General features: G+C 69.9%; 14 protein-coding genes. All 14 read left to right on the plus strand.

From position 1 onward, the window contains the following. The first annotated feature begins 15 nt into the window (after positions 1-15). The 14 genes from nusG to fusA all read left to right on the plus strand — a co-directional run bounded on the left by nusG (position 16) and on the right by fusA (position 18,386). Positions 16-738 (plus strand): transcription termination/antitermination protein NusG, encoded by a 723-nt coding sequence (nusG, locus tag ACL02O_RS01070; protein ID WP_412816022.1) that lies wholly within the window; start codon positions 16-18, stop codon positions 736-738. Positions 739-923: 185 nt separating this feature from the next. Then, a complete protein-coding gene (gene rplK, locus ACL02O_RS01075; protein ID WP_412816023.1) occupies positions 924-1,355 on the plus strand; it encodes a 50S ribosomal protein L11 in 432 nt (143 codons plus the stop codon). 83 nt (positions 1,356-1,438) lie between these two features. Beyond that, positions 1,439-2,155 carry a 50S ribosomal protein L1 gene (gene rplA, locus ACL02O_RS01080; RefSeq protein ID WP_412816024.1) on the plus strand — a complete coding sequence of 239 codons (717 nt, stop codon included), beginning with the start codon at positions 1,439-1,441 and terminating at the stop codon, positions 2,153-2,155. Positions 2,156-2,232: 77 nt separating this feature from the next. After that, complete coding sequence (locus ACL02O_RS01085) at positions 2,233-3,108, plus strand: ATP-binding cassette domain-containing protein (RefSeq protein ID WP_412816025.1); 876 nt, start codon at positions 2,233-2,235, stop codon at positions 3,106-3,108. Continuing rightward, the gene (locus tag ACL02O_RS01090; RefSeq protein WP_412816026.1) at positions 3,105-3,794 is read left to right on the plus strand and encodes a hypothetical protein; all 690 of its coding nucleotides are present in this window, start codon (positions 3,105-3,107) and stop codon (positions 3,792-3,794) included. Before ACL02O_RS01085 ends, ACL02O_RS01090 begins: the two co-directional genes overlap by 4 nt. A gap of 387 nt (positions 3,795-4,181) precedes the next feature. Further along, positions 4,182-4,727, plus strand: a complete 546-nt coding sequence (gene rplJ / locus ACL02O_RS01095) for a 50S ribosomal protein L10 (RefSeq protein WP_412816027.1) — start codon at positions 4,182-4,184, stop codon at positions 4,725-4,727. 55 nt (positions 4,728-4,782) lie between these two features. After that, on the plus strand, positions 4,783-5,166 hold the full coding sequence (gene rplL / locus ACL02O_RS01100) for a 50S ribosomal protein L7/L12 (protein WP_412816028.1): 384 nt from the start codon (positions 4,783-4,785) through the stop codon (positions 5,164-5,166). Positions 5,167-5,738: 572 nt separating this feature from the next. After that, the gene (rpoB, locus tag ACL02O_RS01105) at positions 5,739-9,170 is read left to right on the plus strand and encodes a DNA-directed RNA polymerase subunit beta (protein ID WP_412816029.1); all 3,432 of its coding nucleotides are present in this window, start codon (positions 5,739-5,741) and stop codon (positions 9,168-9,170) included. Positions 9,171-9,252: 82 nt separating this feature from the next. After that, positions 9,253-13,140, plus strand: coding sequence for a DNA-directed RNA polymerase subunit beta' (locus ACL02O_RS01110; protein ID WP_412816030.1), 3,888 nt, complete (start codon positions 9,253-9,255; stop codon positions 13,138-13,140). Between the two features lie 194 nt (positions 13,141-13,334). Beyond that, positions 13,335-13,703: a hypothetical protein gene (locus tag ACL02O_RS01115; RefSeq protein ID WP_412816031.1), complete on the plus strand. Its 369-nt coding sequence runs from the start codon at positions 13,335-13,337 to the stop codon at positions 13,701-13,703. A 709-nt stretch (positions 13,704-14,412) separates the two neighbouring features. After that, complete coding sequence (locus ACL02O_RS01120) at positions 14,413-14,847, plus strand: hypothetical protein (protein WP_412816032.1); 435 nt, start codon at positions 14,413-14,415, stop codon at positions 14,845-14,847. Between the two features lie 520 nt (positions 14,848-15,367). Further along, entirely contained in the window at positions 15,368-15,742 is a 375-nt protein-coding gene (gene rpsL / locus ACL02O_RS01125; RefSeq protein ID WP_007465318.1) for a 30S ribosomal protein S12, read from the plus strand. Position 15,743: 1 nt separating this feature from the next. Beyond that, the gene (rpsG, locus tag ACL02O_RS01130; RefSeq protein WP_358069101.1) at positions 15,744-16,214 is read left to right on the plus strand and encodes a 30S ribosomal protein S7; all 471 of its coding nucleotides are present in this window, start codon (positions 15,744-15,746) and stop codon (positions 16,212-16,214) included. A 75-nt stretch (positions 16,215-16,289) separates the two neighbouring features. Then, on the plus strand, positions 16,290-18,386 hold the full coding sequence (fusA, locus tag ACL02O_RS01135) for an elongation factor G (RefSeq protein WP_412816033.1): 2,097 nt from the start codon (positions 16,290-16,292) through the stop codon (positions 18,384-18,386). Positions 18,387-18,607 lie beyond the last annotated feature (221 nt).

The raw sequence follows: 18,607 nt of genomic DNA on the forward strand, positions 1-18,607 counted from the left end.
CGGAAGTGAGCGAGCGTGCCTGAGTACGACGAGACCGCCGAGACCCCGGACGAGCAGTCCACGGTGGCGACGGCGGCCAACGAGGAGTCGGTCGAGGCCGCCAGCGAGCCGGAGTTCCCGACCACCGAGCCCGCCCCGGACGAGGAGTTCGACCCGGTCGCCGAACTGCGCCAGAAGCTGCGCTACGCCCCCGGCGACTGGTACGTGGTGCACTCCTACGCCGGCTACGAGAACAAGGTCAAGACCAACCTCGAGACCCGGATCACCTCCCTCGACATGGAGGACTTCATCTACCAGGTCGAGGTGCCGACCCGGGAAGAGGTCGAGGTCAAGAACGGCAAGCGGTCGCAGGTCCAGGCGAAGGTCTTCCCGGGCTACATCCTGGTCCGGATGGAGCTGACCGCCGAGTCGTACTCCTGCGTGCGGAACACTCCGGGTGTCACCGGCTTCGTCGGGGCGACCGACCGGGCCGACCGCCCGGCACCGCTGAGCCTCGACGAGGTGCTGAAGTGGCTGGCCCCCGCGGTCGAGGCCGTGGAGAAGAAGGCCAAGCCCGAGGTCAAGGTCCTCGACTTCGAGGTCGGCGACTCGGTCACCGTCACCGACGGCGCGTTCGCCTCGCTGCCCGCGACGATCAGCGAGATCAACGCCGACCAGCAGAAGCTCAAGGTGCTGGTCTCGATCTTCGGTCGGGAGACGCCGGTCGAGCTCAACTTCAACCAGGTCGCCAAGATCTGACGTACGCCTCGCGCCGGCGGTGGGCTCTCCGGCCCGCCGCCGGTGTGTCGTTTCGCTGCCCGGCCACCTCGGCGGCGGCGGCCACGGAAGTCTGCGCTACCCTAGAACGTCGGCTCTCCGCGCCGCGCTGACCGTGCGCGCCCGTGGACCGGCGAAAATCCCAGTTCCAAGCCCCAGGAAGAGACATGCCTCCGAAGAAGAAGCTCGTCAAGACGTTCACGCTTCAGCTGCCGGCGGGCCAGGCCACTCCGGCGCCGCCGGTCGGCCCCGCGCTCGGCCAGCACGGCGTGAACATCATGGAGTTCTGCAAGTCCTACAACGCGCAGACCGAGTCGCAGCGGGGCGACATCGTCCCCGCCGAGATCAGCGTCTACGAGGACCGCACCTTCACCTTCGTGCTGAAGACCCCGCCCGCCGCCCGGCTGCTGATCAAGGCCGCCGGCGTGCAGAAGGGCTCGGGCGTCCCGCACAAGGAGAAGGTCGGCTCGGTGACCCGCGCCCAGCTGCGCGAGATCGCCGAGAAGAAGATGGCGGACCTCAACGCCAACGACCTCGACCAGGCTGAGAAGATCATCGCCGGGACCGCCCGGTCGATGGGCCTGACCGTCGCCGACTGACCTCGGTCACCGCCTTACCGATCAGATCGTGGGAGGGGCCGCGGACGTCGCGGGCCCGCCAGAGACCACAGGAGTAACGAGAAATGCAGCGCAGCAAGAGCTACCGCAAGGCCGCCGAGGTCATCGACCGGTCGAAGCTCTACTCTCCCGCCGAGGCCGTGAAGCTGGCCAAGGAGAGCACCAACGTCAAGTTCGACGCCACGGTCGAGGTCGCGATGCGCCTCGGCGTCGACCCCCGCAAGGCGGACCAGATGGTCCGCGGCACGGTCAACCTGCCGCACGGCACCGGTAAGACCGCCCGCGTGATCGTGTTCGCCGCCGGCGCCAAGGCCGAGGAGGCCGCCGCGGCCGGTGCGGACGAGGTGGGCACCGACGAACTGGTCGCCCGGATCCAGGGCGGTTGGCTGGACTTCGACGCGGCGATCGCCACCCCGGACCAGATGGCCAAGATCGGCCGGATCGCGCGGATCCTGGGCCCGCGCGGCCTGATGCCGAACCCGAAGACCGGCACCGTGACCATGGACGTCACCAAGGCCGTCGCGGACATCAAGGGCGGTAAGATCACCTTCCGGGTGGACAAGCACTCCAACCTCCACCTGATCATCGGCAAGGCCTCGTTCTCCGAGTCTCAGCTGATCGACAACTACGCGGCGGTGCTGGACGAGGTCCTGCGTTCGAAGCCGTCCGCGGCGAAGGGCACGTACCTGAAGAAGGTCACCCTCACCACCACCATGGGCCCGGGCGTCCCGGTCGACCCGAAGCTGGTGAAGAACCTGCGGGAGGGTTCGGCCGAGGCCTGAGCACGACTGCCCGGACGGGGCCCCGCCACCCACGTGGCGGGGCCCCGTCCGTCTGTCCGCTGTGGCAGGCTCGGCCCATGCGGCTGGAGGGCGTGTGGCTGCGGTATCACCGGCGCGCGCCGTGGGTGCTGCGGGACACCGAGGTACGGATCGGCCCGGGCGAGGTGGCGGTGGTGCTCGGGCGCAACGGCGTGGGCAAGTCCACCCTGCTCCAGCTCGCGGCGGGCGTGCTCCGCCCAACCCGGGGCCGGGTGGTCGACCGGCCCGGGGTCGTCGGCTGGGTTCCCGAGCGGTTCCCCGCCGACCAGCCGTTCACCGTGGGCGCGTACCTCACCGCGATGGGTCGTGTCGCCGGGCTCTCCGGCCCCGCGGCGGAGCGGGCGGTGCGGCGCTGGGTCGAGCGGCTCTGCCTGACCCGGTTCCACGGGGTCCGGCTGCCGGAGCTGTCCAAGGGCACCGCCCAGAAGGTCGGCCTGGCCCAGGCCCTGCTGCGCCCGCCCGGCCTGCTCGTCCTCGACGAGCCCTGGGAGGGGCTGGACGCCGCCGCCCGCGACCTGGTCCCCGAGGTGGTCGACGAGGTGCTCGCCGACGGCGGCGTGGTGCTGGTCAGCGACCACCGCGGCGAGACGGCCCGGCTCCCGGGTGCCCGGTACTGGACGCTCGCCGACGGCACGGTGAGCGAGGAGCCGCCGTCCGGGGACGCGGCCGTCGCGGTGGTCGAGCTGGCGGTCCCGGCCGCCGGTGTCGCCGCCGCCGTCGCCCGGTTGCGGGCCGAGGGCCATCACGTTCTCCGGGTACGCGGGCACGCGCCCCCGCCTCCCGCCGCGCGGCCCGAGCCCGGGGCCGGCGGCGACTGCGGCGTCCCGACGGAGCCGGCTCCGGAGCCGGAGCCTGCCGGCGGCGCGACGGCCGGACCCGGCCCGACCGGCTCCGCTCCCGAGGTGGCCCGGTGATCGCGCTGGCCCGGCTGCGGCTGGCCGGCTTCCTGCGTACCGGGCGGGCGTTGGCCCCGATCCTGGCCGGCCTGCTCGCGCTGGGCGTCCTCTACGGCGGCGGCCGGGCGCAGCCAGCGGAGGCGTACGGCGTCTCGGCGGTGGTGCTCTTCCCGGTGCTGGCCTGGCAGACCAAGATCCTGCTGGACGTGGAGCCGGACGTGCAGCGTCGGCTCGCCCAGGTGGTGCTCGGCCCGGCCGGTGAGCGACTCGCCGGCCTGCTCGCCGCTGCCGTGGCCGGGCTCGGCACGGTGGCCGTAGCGCTGCTCTTCCCCTGGCTGGTGGGCGGGGTGACCGGCCCGAGCGGGCCGGGGGACCGATCGCTGGCCGCCGGGCTGGCCCTCGGCCTCTGGGCGCACCTGCTCGCCCTGCCCGCTGCGGTGGCCCTGGGCGCGCTGGCCAGCCGGGCGCTCACCCGCAGCGCCGGGTACGGCGTCGCCGTCCTCGCCCTGGGCGCGGTCGGTGCCCTGGTCCTCGGCCTGTCCGGCTCGGTCGTCCCGTGGCTGGCGCCGCCGGTGATGGCGACCGCCCGGGCGCTGACGGGCCACCTCGCGGTCTCCATGGGTCTGGCGCTGACCGCCTGGGCGTCGGCCTGGGCGGCGGTGGTGCTGGCCGGCTACGCCTGGGGGCGGCGCACCCGCGCCTGAACCGCCCCGCCGTCCGGCCCGCAGGCCCCGCCGCCCCGGCCCGCCCGGCGCGGCCGGCCGCGGCTCGGAAAGGGTGACCGGCGGCACTCTGGGGGCGATTTGGCGGTACCGGGACACGTCGCGTAACCTTGCCGTGTAGTTCCACCCAGAGACCGCTGGTCACCGTGCCCCGGCACGGTCGAAGGTCCCGCGATGACGGGCGACCCGCGTAGGGCGGCAAGCGAAAATCGGTGCTGTGCGTGGTCCGCCGACTGCGCCCACGATGCCGGCCCTCGCCCCGTGCGCCCTGCGCCGGGGCTTTTCTCGTTGTCGTGATGCCTCCGCCGCCGTCGCGAGCCCTCCGCTCGTCGCCGGCGTACCAGCTCCGAGCAACGAGAGAGGAGGGACATGGCGGACAAGCCGATCCGGGCCGACAAGGCCACGGCCGTCGCCGAGCTGACCGAGAGCTTCCGCAACGCGGGGGCCACCGTGCTGACCGAGTACCGCGGGCTCACGGTTTCGCAGCTCACCCAGCTGCGGCGCTCGCTCGGCAAGGAGACCAGCTACACGGTCGCGAAGAACACGCTGGCGAAGCGTGCTGCGGTCGACGCGGGCATCTCCGGCCTCGACGAGCTGTTCACCGGTCCTACCGCGCTGACTTTCGTTTCGGGCGACGTCGTCGAGGCGGCGAAGGGGCTTCGCGACTTCGCGAAGGCCAACCCGAAGCTCGTCATCAAGGGCGGTGTCTTCGAGGGCAAGGCCATTTCCGCGGCCGAGGTCACGAAGCTCGCCGACCTGGAGTCCCGCGAGGTGCTGCTGGCGAAGCTGGCCGGCGCCATGAAGGGCAACCTGAGCAAGGCCGCGGCCCTGTTCCAGGCTCCGCTCGCCCAGACCGCGCGTCTGGCGGCCGCCCTGCAGGACAAGCGCGAGAAGGAGGGCGCCGAGGCGGCCTGAGGCCCCGCGGCGCACCCACGTTCTTAGTTAAACCATTCAGGAAAGGACGCCAGACATGGCGAAGCTCAGCACCGACGAGCTGCTCGACGCGTTCAAGGAGATGACGCTGATCGAGCTCTCCGAGTTCGTGAAGCAGTTCGAGGAGACCTTCGAGGTCACCGCCGCCGCTCCGGTCGCGATGGCCGCCGCCGCCCAGGGTGCCGCCCCGGCCGAGGCCGAGCCGGAGAAGGACGAGTTCGACGTCATCCTCGACGCCGACGGTGGCAAGAAGATCCAGGTCATCAAGGTCGTGCGCGAGCTGACCGGCCTGGGCCTGAAGGAGGCCAAGGACCTGGTCGAGGCCGCGCCGAAGCCGGTCCTGGAGAAGGTCAACAAGGAGACCGCCGAGAAGGCCAAGACCAAGCTCGAGGGCGAGGGCGCCAAGGTCACCCTCAAGTGACCTTGCGTTGACCTGACGCGCGTCCGGCTCTCGTGAGCCGGGGCACACCGCGTCGCGGCGGGCGGTGATCCGGGAACGGATCGCCGCCCGCTGTGGTTGCGGTTCCCGGTGGCAGCGGCGTGAACAGGGCGTTCAGGTTCCTCGCACCGGCTTCACAGCGACGTCTGTCGGTAGCCCGTCGGTGGGAAAGACACCCCGAGGCGTAACCGGCCCTTGACGCGGCCCCGGGCTGACAGGCACGCTGACACGAGCAAGACCTTCCGCGCTTGCAACGGCCACCTCTTGGGTAATGCCAGCGGCAGCACCACCGCCGCGACACCCGAGCGGCCCGGCAGGAACGTCGCGTTCCGAGCGGCCCGGTAGACCCGGTTTTCCGAGGTCCCGAGGCAAGTTCCGCGATGACCTGCGGGGTGGGCTGGACAGCGGTTAGCCTCTCGGCTACACTGCTAGTTTGCGCTGCCTTCCGACTTGACCCCTGCTCGGAAATGTCCGTTTACGGATATTTCTGGTGGGGTCATTGGAGTGCACGCGTACCAGCCGTTCTGCAGCACCGGTCCTCGGAAGGACGCATCTTGGCAGCTTCCCGCCCTGCGAAGACCAGTCGTACGTCGAGCGCTTTCGCGCCCCGCCGAGTTTCTTTCGGTCGGATCACCGAACACCTCGAGGTCCCCAACCTCCTCGCCATCCAGAACGAGTCCTTCGACTGGCTGGTCGGCAACGAGGCTTGGCAGGGCCGGTCGTCGGACGACCCGCACGCACGCTCGGGTCTCGCGGAGATCCTCGACGAGATCAGTCCCATTGAGGACTTCTCCGGCACCATGTCGCTCTCCTTCTCGGCTCCGCGCTTCGACGAGGTCAAGGCCTCGATCGAGGAGTGCAAGGAGAAGGACCTGACCTACTGCGCGCCGCTGTTCGTGACCGCGGAGTTCACCAACAACACCACTGGCGAGATCAAGAGCCAGACGGTGTTCATGGGTGACTTCCCGATGATGACGCCGAAGGGCACCTTCATCATCAACGGCACCGAGCGCGTCGTGGTCAGCCAGCTCGTCCGCTCGCCGGGCGTGTACTTCGACAAGCAGCCGGACAAGACCTCCGACCGCGACCTCTCCAGCGTCAAGGTCATCCCGAGCCGGGGTGCCTGGCTGGAGTTCGACATCGACAAGCGCGACACGGTCGGCGTCCGCATCGACCGCAAGCGCCGGCAGGCCGTCACCGTCCTGCTCAAGGCCATCGGGTGGTCCGCGGAGCAGATCCGCGAGAAGTTCGGCTGGTCCGAGCTGATGATGACCACGCTCGAGAAGGACCACATCGCCGGTCAGGACGAGGCGCTGCTGGACATCTACCGCAAGCTCCGTCCGGGCGAGCCGCCGACCCGCGAGAACGCCCAGACCCTGCTGGACAACCTCTTCTTCAACCCGAAGCGGTACGACCTGGCCAAGGTCGGGCGGTACAAGTTCAACAAGAAGCTCGAGATCGACGTCCCGATGAACACCGGGACGCTGACCGAGGACGACATCGTCGCGACCGTCGCGTACCTCTGCCGGCTGCACGCCGGTGAGGAGGGCTACGAGGCCGACGACATCGACCACTTCGGCAACCGTCGCCTGCGCACGGTGGGCGAGCTGATCCAGAACCAGGTGCGGGTCGGCCTGTCCCGCATGGAGCGGGTCGTCCGCGAGCGGATGACCACCCAGGACGTCGAGGCGATCACCCCGCAGACCCTGATCAACATCCGCCCGGTGGTGGCGGCGATCAAGGAGTTCTTCGGTACGTCGCAGCTGTCCCAGTTCATGGACCAGACCAACCCGCTGGCGGGCCTGACCCACCGGCGGCGGCTGAGCGCGCTCGGCCCGGGTGGTCTGTCCCGGGAGCGGGCCGGCTTCGAGGTCCGCGACGTGCACCCGTCCCACTACGGCCGGATGTGCCCGATCGAGACGCCGGAAGGCCCGAACATCGGTCTGATCGGCGCGCTCTCCACCTTCGCCCGGGTCAACCCGTTCGGCTTCATCGAGACGCCGTACCGGAAGGTCATCGACGGTCGGGTCACCGACCAGATCGACTACCTGACCGCGGACGAGGAGGACCGGTTCGTCAAGGCGCAGGCCAACGCCCCGCTGAAGTCCGACGGGTCGTTCGCCGAGGACCGCGTCCTGGTCCGCCGTAAGGGCGGCGAGACCGAGGACGTGGCGCCCGGTGCCGTGGACTACATGGACGTCTCGCCGCGGCAGATGACGTCGGTCGCGACCGCGATGATCCCGTTCCTCGAGCACGACGACGCCAACCGCGCACTCATGGGCGCGAACATGCAGCGGCAGGCCGTGCCGCTGGTCAAGGCTGAGTCCCCGCTGGTCGGTACGGGCATGGAGTACCGCGCGGCCGTGGACGCCGGCGACGTCGTGGTCGCCGAGGTCGGCGGCGTGGTCGAGGACCTCTGCGCGGACTACATCACCGTCCACCAGGACGACGGCCACCGCCGGACCTACCTGCTGCACAAGTTCCGCCGCTCCAACGCCGGCTCCTGCGTCAACCAGAAGCCGGTCGTCTTCGAGGGTGACCGCGTCGAGGCCGGCCAGGTCATCGCCGACGGTCCGTGCACCGACGAGGGCGAGATGGCGCTCGGGCGCAACCTGCTCGTGGCGTTCATGACCTGGGAGGGTCACAACTACGAGGATGCGATCATCCTGTCGCAGCGCCTCGTGCAGCAGGACGTGCTCACCTCGATCCACATCGAGGAGCACGAGGTCGACGCCCGGGACACCAAGCTCGGCCCGGAGGAGATCACCCGCGACATCCCGAACGTCAGCGAGGAGATGCTCGCCGACCTCGACGAGCGCGGCATCATCCGGATCGGCGCCGAGGTCGTCCCCGGCGACATCCTGGTCGGCAAGGTCACCCCGAAGGGTGAGACCGAGCTGACCCCCGAGGAGCGGCTGCTCCGCGCGATCTTCGGCGAGAAGGCGCGCGAGGTCCGGGACACCTCGCTGAAGGTGCCGCACGGTGAGACCGGCACGGTCATCGGCGTGCGTACCTTCTCCCGCGAGGACGGCGACGAGCTGCCCCCGGGCGTGAACGAGCTGGTCCGGGTCTACGTGGCCCAGAAGCGCAAGATCCAGGACGGTGACAAGCTCGCGGGCCGCCACGGCAACAAGGGCGTCATCTCCAAGATCCTGCCGATCGAGGACATGCCGTTCCTGGAGGACGGCACCCCGGTCGACATCGTGCTGAACCCGCTCGGCGTGCCGTCCCGGATGAACATCGGCCAGGTCCTGGAGACCCACCTCGGGTGGGTGGCCAAGACCGGCTGGAGCGTGGACGGCGACGACGCCGAGTGGAAGCGCCAGCTCCGCTCGATCAACGCGCACGAGTCCGAGCCGGACTCCAACGTGGCCACCCCGGTCTTCGACGGTGCCCGCGAGGAGGAGATCTCCGGTCTGCTCGAGTCGACCCTGCCCAACCGGGACGGCAAGCAGCTGATCGGCCGCAGCGGCAAGGCGCAGCTGTTCGACGGTCGCTCCGGTGAGCCGCTGCCGGACCCGATCGCGGTCGGCTACGTCTACATCCTGAAGCTCAACCACCTGGTCGACGACAAGATTCACGCCCGGTCGACCGGCCCGTACTCGATGATCACGCAGCAGCCGCTGGGTGGTAAGGCGCAGTTCGGTGGCCAGCGCTTCGGTGAGATGGAGTGCTGGGCGATGCAGGCGTACGGCGCCGCCTACGCCCTGCAGGAACTGCTGACGATCAAGTCCGACGACGTCCTCGGCCGGGTCAAGGTCTACGAGGCGATCGTCAAGGGCGAGAACATCCCCGAGCCGGGCATTCCGGAGTCGTTCAAGGTGCTGCTCAAGGAGCTGCAGTCGCTGTGCCTCAACGTCGAGGTGCTCTCCAGCGACGGTGTGGCCCTGGAGATGCGCGAGACCGACGACGAGGTGTTCCGGGCCGCGGAGGAGCTGGGCATCGACCTGTCCCGGCGCGAGCCGAGCTCGGTCGAAGAGGTCTGAGGTTGGTGGTTCGGGAGCCGGTCCGCCGGCCCCCGACCCCGCCCGTTAGCTAAGCAGTACAGACGACGACATAGGGGACATAGTGCTCGACGTCAACTTCTTCGACGAGCTGCGCATCGGCCTCGCCACCGCCGACGACATCCGTCAGTGGTCCCACGGCGAGGTCAAGAAGCCCGAGACCATCAACTACCGCACCCTCAAGCCGGAGAAGGACGGGCTCTTCTGCGAGAAGATCTTCGGTCCGCAGCGGGACTGGGAGTGCTACTGCGGTAAGTACAAGCGGGTCCGCTTCAAGGGCATCATCTGCGAGCGCTGCGGCGTCGAGGTGACCCGCTCCAAGGTTCGCCGGGAGCGGATGGGTCACATCGAGCTGGCCGCTCCGGTGACCCACATCTGGTACTTCAAGGGCGTGCCGAGCCGGCTGGGCTACCTGCTGGACCTCGCCCCGAAGGACCTCGAGAAGATCATCTACTTCGCCTCGTACGTCGTGACGAGCGTGGACGCCGAGGCGCGTCACCGCGACCTCTCGACGATCGAGAACGAGATCCTGGCCGAGAAGCGGCAGTCCGAGAACAGCCGCGACTCGGAGATCGAGAAGCGGGCCGCCAAGCTCGAGGCCGACCTGGCCGAGCTGGAGGCCGAGGGCGCGAAGGCGGACGTCCGGCGCAAGGTCAAGGAGGGCGGAGAGCGCGAGATGCGCCAGATCCGCGACCGGGCCCAGCGCGAGATCGACCGTCTCGACGAGGTCCTCGACACCTTCCGCAAGCTCGAGCCGAAGCAGCTGGTCACCGACGAGCTGCTCTACCGCGAGCTGCGTGACCGCTTCGGCGAGTACTTCACCGGCAGCATGGGCGCCGAGGCGATCAAGGCGCTGGTCCAGAACATGGACCTCGAAGCCGAGGCGGAGAACCTGCGCGAGACCATCCGTTCCGGCAAGGGCCAGCGGAAGATCCGGGCGCTCAAGCGGCTGAAGGTCGTCGCGGCGTTCCAGAACACCCGCAACTCGCCGCTCGGCATGGTGCTCGACTGCGTGCCGGTCATCCCGCCGGACCTGCGTCCGATGGTGCAGCTGGACGGTGGCCGCTTCGCGACCTCCGACCTGAACGACCTGTACCGCCGCGTGATCAACCGGAACAACCGCCTCAAGCGGCTGATCGACCTCGGCGCGCCCGAGATCATCGTCAACAACGAGAAGCGGATGCTCCAGGAGGCCGTCGACGCGCTGTTCGACAACGGCCGTCGCGGCCGTCCGGTCACCGGCCCGGGCAACCGGCCGCTGAAGTCGCTCTCCGACATGCTCAAGGGCAAGCAGGGCCGGTTCCGCCAGAACCTGCTGGGCAAGCGCGTCGACTACTCCGGCCGTTCGGTCATCGTGGTCGGCCCGAAGCTCAAGCTGCACCAGTGCGGCCTGCCCAAGCAGATGGCGCTGGAGCTGTTCAAGCCGTTCGTGATGAAGCGGCTGGTCGACCTCAACCACGCGCAGAACATCAAGTCCGCCAAGCGGATGGTGGAGCGGCAGCGGCCGGTCGTGTGGGACGTGCTGGAGGAGGTCATCGGTGAGCACCCGGTCCTGCTGAACCGGGCGCCCACCCTGCACCGCCTGGGTATCCAGGCCTTCGAGCCGCAGTTGGTCGAGGGCAAGGCCATCCAGATCCACCCGCTGGTCTGCACCGCGTTCAACGCCGACTTCGACGGTGACCAGATGGCGGTCCACGTGCCGCTGTCCGCCGAGGCCCAGGCCGAGGCCCGGATCCTGATGCTGTCGTCGAACAACATCCTCAAGCCGGCCGACGGCAAGCCGGTCACCATGCCCACCCAGGACATGGTCATCGGTCTCTACCACCTCACCCACCTCACTCCGGGGGGCAAGGGCGAGGGCCGGGCGTTCAGCTCGGACGCCGAGGCGCGGATGGCGTTCGACAACGGCGAGCTGCACCTCCAGACTCCGGTCAAGATCCGGCTGCGGGGCGTCGTCGGGGTCGAGAACGGTGCCGGCGCCGAGCCGTGGGTCGCGCCCGAGGGCTGGGTCGAGGGTGAGCCGGTGACGGTGGAGACCACCCTGGGTCGGGTCCTGTTCAACGAGACGCTGCCCCCGGGCTACCGCTTCGTGAACTACGAGATCCGCAAGGGCCAGCTCTCCGCGATCGTCAACGACCTCGCCGAGCGCTTCCCGAAGGTGGCCCTCGCGGCCACCCTGGACGGGCTCAAGGAGGCCGGTTTCCACTGGGCCACCTGGTCCGGCGTCACCATCGGCATGGAGGACGTCATCGCTCCGCCGCGCAAGCGGGAGATCCTGGAGCGGTACGAGAAGGAAGCCGACCGGATCGACAAGCAGTACCAGCGTGGTCTGATGACCGCCGAGGAGCGTCGCGGCGAGCTCATCGAGATCTGGACCAAGGCGACCAACGAGGTCGCCAAGGAGATGGACACCGCGCTGCCGCAGGAGAACCCGCTGTGGAAGATGATCAACTCGGGTGCCCGCGGTAACCTGCTCCAGCTCCGGCAGATCGCGGCGATCCGTGGTCTGGTGGCCAACCCGAAGGGTGAGATCATCCCGCGACCCATCAAGGCGTCGTACCGGGAGGGTCTCTCCGTGCTGGAGTACTTCATCTCCACGCACGGTGCCCGGAAGGGTCTCGCCGACACCGCGCTGCGTACCGCCGACTCGGGTTACCTGACCCGTCGTCTGGTGGACGTCTCGCAGGACGTCATCATCCGCGAGGAGGACTGCGGCACCGACCGCGCCATCCCGATGCAGATCGGCGAGCGGCTGGACGGCAAGCTGGTCGTGCACACGCACGCCGAGACCAGCGTGCACGCCCGTACCCTGGCCGACGACATCAAGGGGCCGGACGGCACCGTGGTCGCCGAGCGGGGTCAGGACATCAACTCGATCGGGGTCGACCGGATCGTCGCGGCCGGGGTGGAGACCGTCCGGGTGCGCAGCGTGCTCACCTGCGAGTCGAAGCTGGGCGTCTGCGCGGCCTGCTACGGCCGTTCGCTGCCGACCGGCAAGTCGGTCGACATCGGTGAGGCCGTCGGCATCATCGCCGCCCAGTCCATCGGTGAGCCGGGTACGCAGCTGACGATGCGTACCTTCCACACCGGTGGTGTCGCGGGTGAGGACATCACCCAGGGTCTGCCCCGTGTCCAGGAGATCTTCGAGGCCCGGATCCCGAAGGGCAAGGCGCCCATCGCCGACACCCCGGGCCGGATCCGGATCGAGGACGGCGAGCGGTCGCGGAAGATCATCGTGATCCCGGACGACGGTAGCGACGAGATCGTGTACGACAAGATCTCGAAGCGGGTCAAGCTGCGGGCGCACGACGGTGACCACGTCGAGGTCGGCGAGAAGCTCACCGAGGGCACCATCGACCCGCACGAGCTGCTGCGCATCCTCGGCCCGCGCGCGGTCCAGGTCCACCTGACCCAGGAGGTCCAGGAGGTCTACCGCTCGCAGGGTGTGCTCATCCACGACAAGCACATCGAGATCATCATCCGCCAGATGCTCAAGCGGGTGACGGTCATCGATTCCGGCTCGACCGAGTTCCTGCCGGGCGTGTTGGTCGACCGGGCGCTCTTCGAGTCGGAGAACCGCCGGCTCGTCTCCGAGGGCGGCGAGCCCGCCGCGGGTCGCCCGGTGCTGATGGGTATCACCAAGGCCTCGCTGGCCACGGACTCCTGGCTGTCGGCGGCCTCCTTCCAGGAGACCACCCGGGTGCTGACGGACGCGGCGATCCACGCCCGCAGCGACTCGCTGATCGGCCTCAAGGAGAACGTGATCATCGGTAAGCTCATCCCGGCCGGTACGGGCATCAGCAAGTACCGCAATGTCCGGGTCGAGCCGACCGAGGAGGCGAAGGCCAAGGTCTACTCGATGACCGGCTACCCGGAGACCGACTACGGCTTCGGGCCGGCCAGCGGCCAGGCGGTGCCGCTGGACGACTTCGACTTCGGGTCGTACCGCTAAGCAATAGAACACGAGGAGGCCCCCGGCGGATGCCGGGGGCCTCCTCGTGTCTCCGGGTGCGCCGGAATGGTGCTCGCGACCACGGTGCTCGCCCTGGTCCTGGGTTTCGCCGAGTCCACCGGGTAGGCCGTCGTCGACCGGGGCCTGCACCGGTCCCCGGCCGGGCCCGGCCGGAGCGGGGCATGATGGTGGGCATGACGACCGTGCCCGGACAGGTGCCCGTCGCCCCGCAGGCGCCGCGCCATCCGCTCGACCCTGAGCCGGTCCGCTCGACCAAGGCCCGCGCGGTCTTCGCCCTCGGGCTGATCGGGGCGCTCACCGGGCTCTTCGTCGGTGGGGTGGTGCCGTCGACCATCGCCCTCGTGCTCGCCCGGCAGGCCCGCCGGGAGGCGTACGCCTCGGGCGGCTTCCTCACCGGCGGCGACTGGCTGCGCCAGGGTGAGCGACTGGCCCGGGCCGGCCTGGTGCTGGCCGCGTTCGCCGTGGTGGCGGCGGTGGTGATCGGGGTGGTTCGGCTGGCCGGCGCTCCCGTCGGCCATGACTACCCCCCGAACATCGACTGACCGGGTGGGGGAGCGCCAGCACGCCCGACCCCGGCACCGGGACGCGCGACGGTAGCCTGGCCGGTGTCCGCCACGCGGTGGCGAGCCATGTCGACAGGAGGATCCCGTGACGGAACCGGCCCCCTCGCCGGGCAGCGACCCGACCCGGTCCGTCACCGGGTCGGACGCCGCCGGGTCCGCCGCCGATGCCGAGCCCGCCAGCCGGTGGGCCGCGCCGGGGGCCGGTGCTGACGAAGGGCCGAGCGCACCACCGGAGGTCGCCGGCGTCGGGTACGCCCCGCCGCCGGTCGCCCCACCGGACGCGCCGGGCGGACGCTGGTCGCCGGTCGGCCCGTATCCTCCCGCCGGACCTTCGATGCCAACCGGTCGCCCGGGCCAGCCGGGGCCCGCCGGTCCCCGCCCTCACGGCGGGCCGGGCCACCCCGGGCAGCCGGCTCCCGCAAGCCCCGGGGTCGGGCCGACCGTCGCCGGTCCCGGCGGGATGTCCCCGGCTCAGCCCGGCCCCACCGGCGCCGGGCCCTACTTTCCGCCGACCGTGCCCGGTCCCGGCGGGTACCCGGGCCAGCAGCCGCCGCCCCCCGGCGTCTGGCCGGGGTCCTATCCGGGGCGGGCGCCGGCGTCTGGTGGCGGGTGGGCGGCCCCGGGCGGCGCGCCGGGCGGTGCCGGCTGGAGTCCGGTGCCACCGGCGGTCGGGCCCCGGCCGGGTGCGATGCCGCCGCCTCCGCGCGAGCCCGGCCGCCCGCCGAAGCGGGTCGACCCGGTTCCGGGCACGCCGTTCGGCGTGGTTCACCTGGATGTGCCCCCGGTGACCTCGGGGCTCGCCGTCGGGTCGCTGGTCACCGGGATCGCCTCGATCCTGGTCTCGCTGCTGGTGTTCTGCTTCGGCTTCGCGGGGCCGGACTACGGCGGCGCCTGGGCGGCCGGGGCGTTCACCGTGCTCGGCGGCATCGCCGGGACCGCCGCGATCGTCGCGGGTCTGCTGTCTCGCCGGCAGATCCGGCGGCCGGCGCCGCCGCCGGCGGTGCGGTTCACCGGGCGGGGTCTGGCCGTGGCGGGGCTCAGTTGCGGGGGAGTGGGGCTTCTCCTCAGCCTGCTCGGGCTCGCGGTGGCCCTGGTGGTGCAGATCACGCAAGCGGCCGCTTGAGCCGTTGACCGGGGCGAACGGGCGGGCCGGACGTCCTGCGGTGTTCGGTGCGCGGGCGGAACCGGGGCCGCCCGGCCGGTCGCGGGCGCAGCCGGTACACTGGTAGCCGTAGGTGCCCATCACGGGCGGGCAGGCGCGATGCGATCGGCCGGTGGACTGCGACGCGGTTCTCCCGGACCGCTCCGTTTTGACCTGCGCGGCTGTGGTAGGTACTCTTTTCCCTTGTGCCCGGGCAGGCCCGGGCAATGCGTGCGTGCGCTGGACCCGGTCAGCCGGTGATCGCGCGGCCGCACGACCAAAGCCCAAGATCCGGCGCGGGGACCTCCCTGCGCCGGTGACAGAAACCCGGTACGGCGCGCGAGCGACGCAGCGGGACCGTGATCCGGGCGACACGCCCGACCGCGGGTGCTGGGACCTCCGTCAGGTGGCCCTGGTTGGAATGTAGGAGAGCCGTCCATCAGGCCGGCTAGAGCAGACGGCGCGGTCGCCTCGCAGCGGCCGAAGGGAGCGGAGAAACCCGGTGCCCACCATTCAGCAGCTGGTCCGAAAGGGCCGACAGGCCAAGACGACCAAGACCAAGACCCCTGCGCTCAAGGGGTCTCCCCAGCGGCGCGGCGTGTGCACCCGCGTGTACACCACCACCCCGAAGAAGCCGAACTCGGCGCTGCGCAAGGTCGCTCGTGTCAAGCTCAGCAGCCAGATCGAGGTGACCGCCTACATCCCGGGCGTCGGCCACAACCTGCAGGAGCACTCGATCGTGCTCGTCCGCGGCGGCCGTGTGAAGGACCTCCCCGGCGTGCGGTACAAGATCGTCCGCGGCTCGCTGGACACCCAGGGTGTCCGCAACCGCAAGCAGGCGCGCAGCCGTTACGGCGCGAAGAAGGAGAAGAGCTGACATGCCGCGTAAGGGACCCGCTCCGCGGAAGGCGTTGGTCGCTGACCCGGTGTACAACTCGCCGTTGGTCACCCAGCTGGTGAACAAGATCCTGCTGCGCGGCAAGCGTCAGCTCGCCGAGCGCATCGTGTACGCCGCCCTCGAGGGCTGCCGCGAGAAGTCCGGCACCGACCCCGTCGTCACCCTCAAGCGGGCGATGGACAACGTGAAGCCGACCCTCGAGGTCCGCAGCCGGCGCGTCGGTGGCGCCACCTACCAGGTTCCGGTCGAGGTCCGGCCGGCCCGCGCGACCACCCTCGGTCTGCGCTGGCTGGTGACCTACTCCCGCGCCCGGCGCGAGAAGACCATGGTCGAGCGACTCATGAACGAGCTGCTGGACGCGAGCAACGGCCTCGGTGCCGCCGTCAAGCGGCGCGAGGACACCCACAAGATGGCCGAGTCCAACAAGGCCTTCGCGCACTACCGCTGGTAACACCCTGGTTCCGGCGCCCACGAGGCGCCGGAACCGCCACCAGTTGTGTCGAGACGACGATAAGTAGGGATTGAAGTGGCCGCCGCAGACGCGCTCGCCAACGTACGCAACATCGGCATCATGGCGCACATCGATGCCGGTAAGACCACTACCACCGAGCGAATCCTGTTCTACACCGGTATCACGTACAAGATCGGTGAGGTCCACGAGGGCGCTGCCGTCATGGACTGGATGGAGCAGGAGCAGGAGCGCGGTATCACCATCACCTCCGCCGCCACGAAGTGCGAGTGGAAGGGCCACACGATCCAGATCATCGACACGCCCGGCCACGTCGACTTCACGGTCGAGGTCGAGCGGTCGCTGCGGGTGCTGGACGGTGCGGTCGCGGTCTACGACGGTGTCGCCGGCGTGGAGCCACAGACGGAGAACGTCTGGCGTCAGGCGGACAAGTACAACGTCCCCCGGATGTGCTTCGTCAACAAGCTCGACCGGACCGGTGCCGACTTCTTCCGCTGCGTGCAGATGATGATCGACCGGCTCAACGCCACCCCGCTGGTGCTCCAGATCCCGATCGGGCTCGAGGGCGACCACATCGGCGTCGTCGACCTGATCGGCATGCGCGCCCTCACCTGGCGCGGGGAGACCCAGAAGGGTGAGGACTACGCGATCGAGGAGATCCCGGCCGACCTGGCCGACTCCGCGGCCGAGTGGCGCGAGAAGCTGATGGAGACCCTGGCCGACGTCGACGACTCGGTGATGGAGAAGTACCTGGAGGGCGAGGAGATCTCCGTCGAGGAGATCAAGGCCGCCATCCGTCGGGCCACCATCGCCGGCAAGGCCAACCCGGTGCTCTGCGGCTCCGCGTTCAAGAACAAGGGCGTCCAGCCGATGCTCGACGCCGTGGTCGACTTCCTGCCGTCGCCGCTGGACATTCCGGCGATCGAGGGCACCGCGACCGACGGCGAGACCCCGATGCAGCGGAAGCCGTCCACCTCGGAGCCGTTCTCCGCGCTGGCCTTCAAGATCCAGACCGACAAGCACCTCGGCAAGCTCACCTACGTCCGGGTCTACTCCGGCGTGGTCGAGTCCGGGTCCCAGGTGGTCAACTCCACCAAGGACCGCAAGGAGCGGGTCGGCAAGATCTACCAGATGCACGCCAACAAGCGGGAGGAGCGCAGCTCCGCCAAGGCTGGCGACATCATCGCGGTCCAGGGTCTGAAGCAGACCACCACCGGTGACACCCTGTGCGACCCGGCGAACCCGGTCATCCTCGAGTCGATGACCTTCCCGGAGCCGGTCATCGAGGTGGCCATCGAGCCGAAGACCAAGGCCGACCAGGAGAAGCTCAGCACCGCCATCCAGCGGCTGGCCGAGGAGGACCCGACCTTCCGCGTCAAGCTGGACGAGGAGACCGGCCAGACGGTCATCTCCGGCATGGGCGAGCTCCACCTGGACATCCTGGTGGACCGGATGCGCCGCGAGTTCAACGTCGAGGCGAACATCGGCAAGCCGCAGGTGGCGTACCGCGAGACCATCCGCCGCGCGGTGGAGAAGGTCGAGTACACCCACAAGAAGCAGACCGGTGGTTCCGGCCAGTACGCCCGGGTCATCATCAGCGTGGAGCCGCTGCCGCTGGACAACGACTCGCCGACCTACGAGTTCGCGAACGCCGTCACCGGTGGCCGCATCCCCAGGGAGTTCATCCCGTCGGTGGACGCGGGCGCCCAGGACGCCATGCAGTACGGCATCCTCGCCGGCTTCCCGCTGGTCGGCGTCAAGCTGACCCTGGTGGACGGCCAGTACCACGAGGTCGACTCGTCCGAGATGGCGTTCAAGATCGCCGGTTCGATGGCGCTGAAGGAGGCGGCCCGCAAGGCCGACCCGGCGCTGCTCGAGCCGATGATGGCCGTTGAGGTCACCACTCCTGAGGAGAACATGGGTGACGTCATCGGCGACCTCAACTCCCGCCGTGGCATCATCCAGGCGATGGAGGAGCGCGGCGGTGCCCGCGTCGTCCGCGCTCTGGTGCCGCTGTCGGAGATGTTCGGCTACGTCGGCGACCTGCGGTCGAAGACCCAGGGCCGGGCTAGCTACAGCATGCAGTTCGACTCCTACGCCGAGGTTCCGGCCTCGGTGGCCAAGGAGATCATCGCCAAGGCGACCGGTGAGTGACGCTCGCCTGAGCTGATCCGATGAGCCGGGGTACGGTCGCGGGAGGGATCTCCCGCCCGCGACCACCTCGGTCGGGTTGTGTGAATCCGGGCCTGTAGGCTTCATCGCCGCAGAACCCACCAAGGCTCTCCGGCCGTCAGGCCGGAAAGGCTGTCGACAGAGTCCTAAGCGCCGACCGGCGCACCGGGGCGAACGAACCAAGAAAGTCCACAGGAGGACAC

This window comes from Micromonospora mangrovicola (genome assembly GCF_047200535.1).
Taxonomy (GTDB): Bacteria; Actinomycetota; Actinomycetes; order Mycobacteriales; family Micromonosporaceae; genus Micromonospora.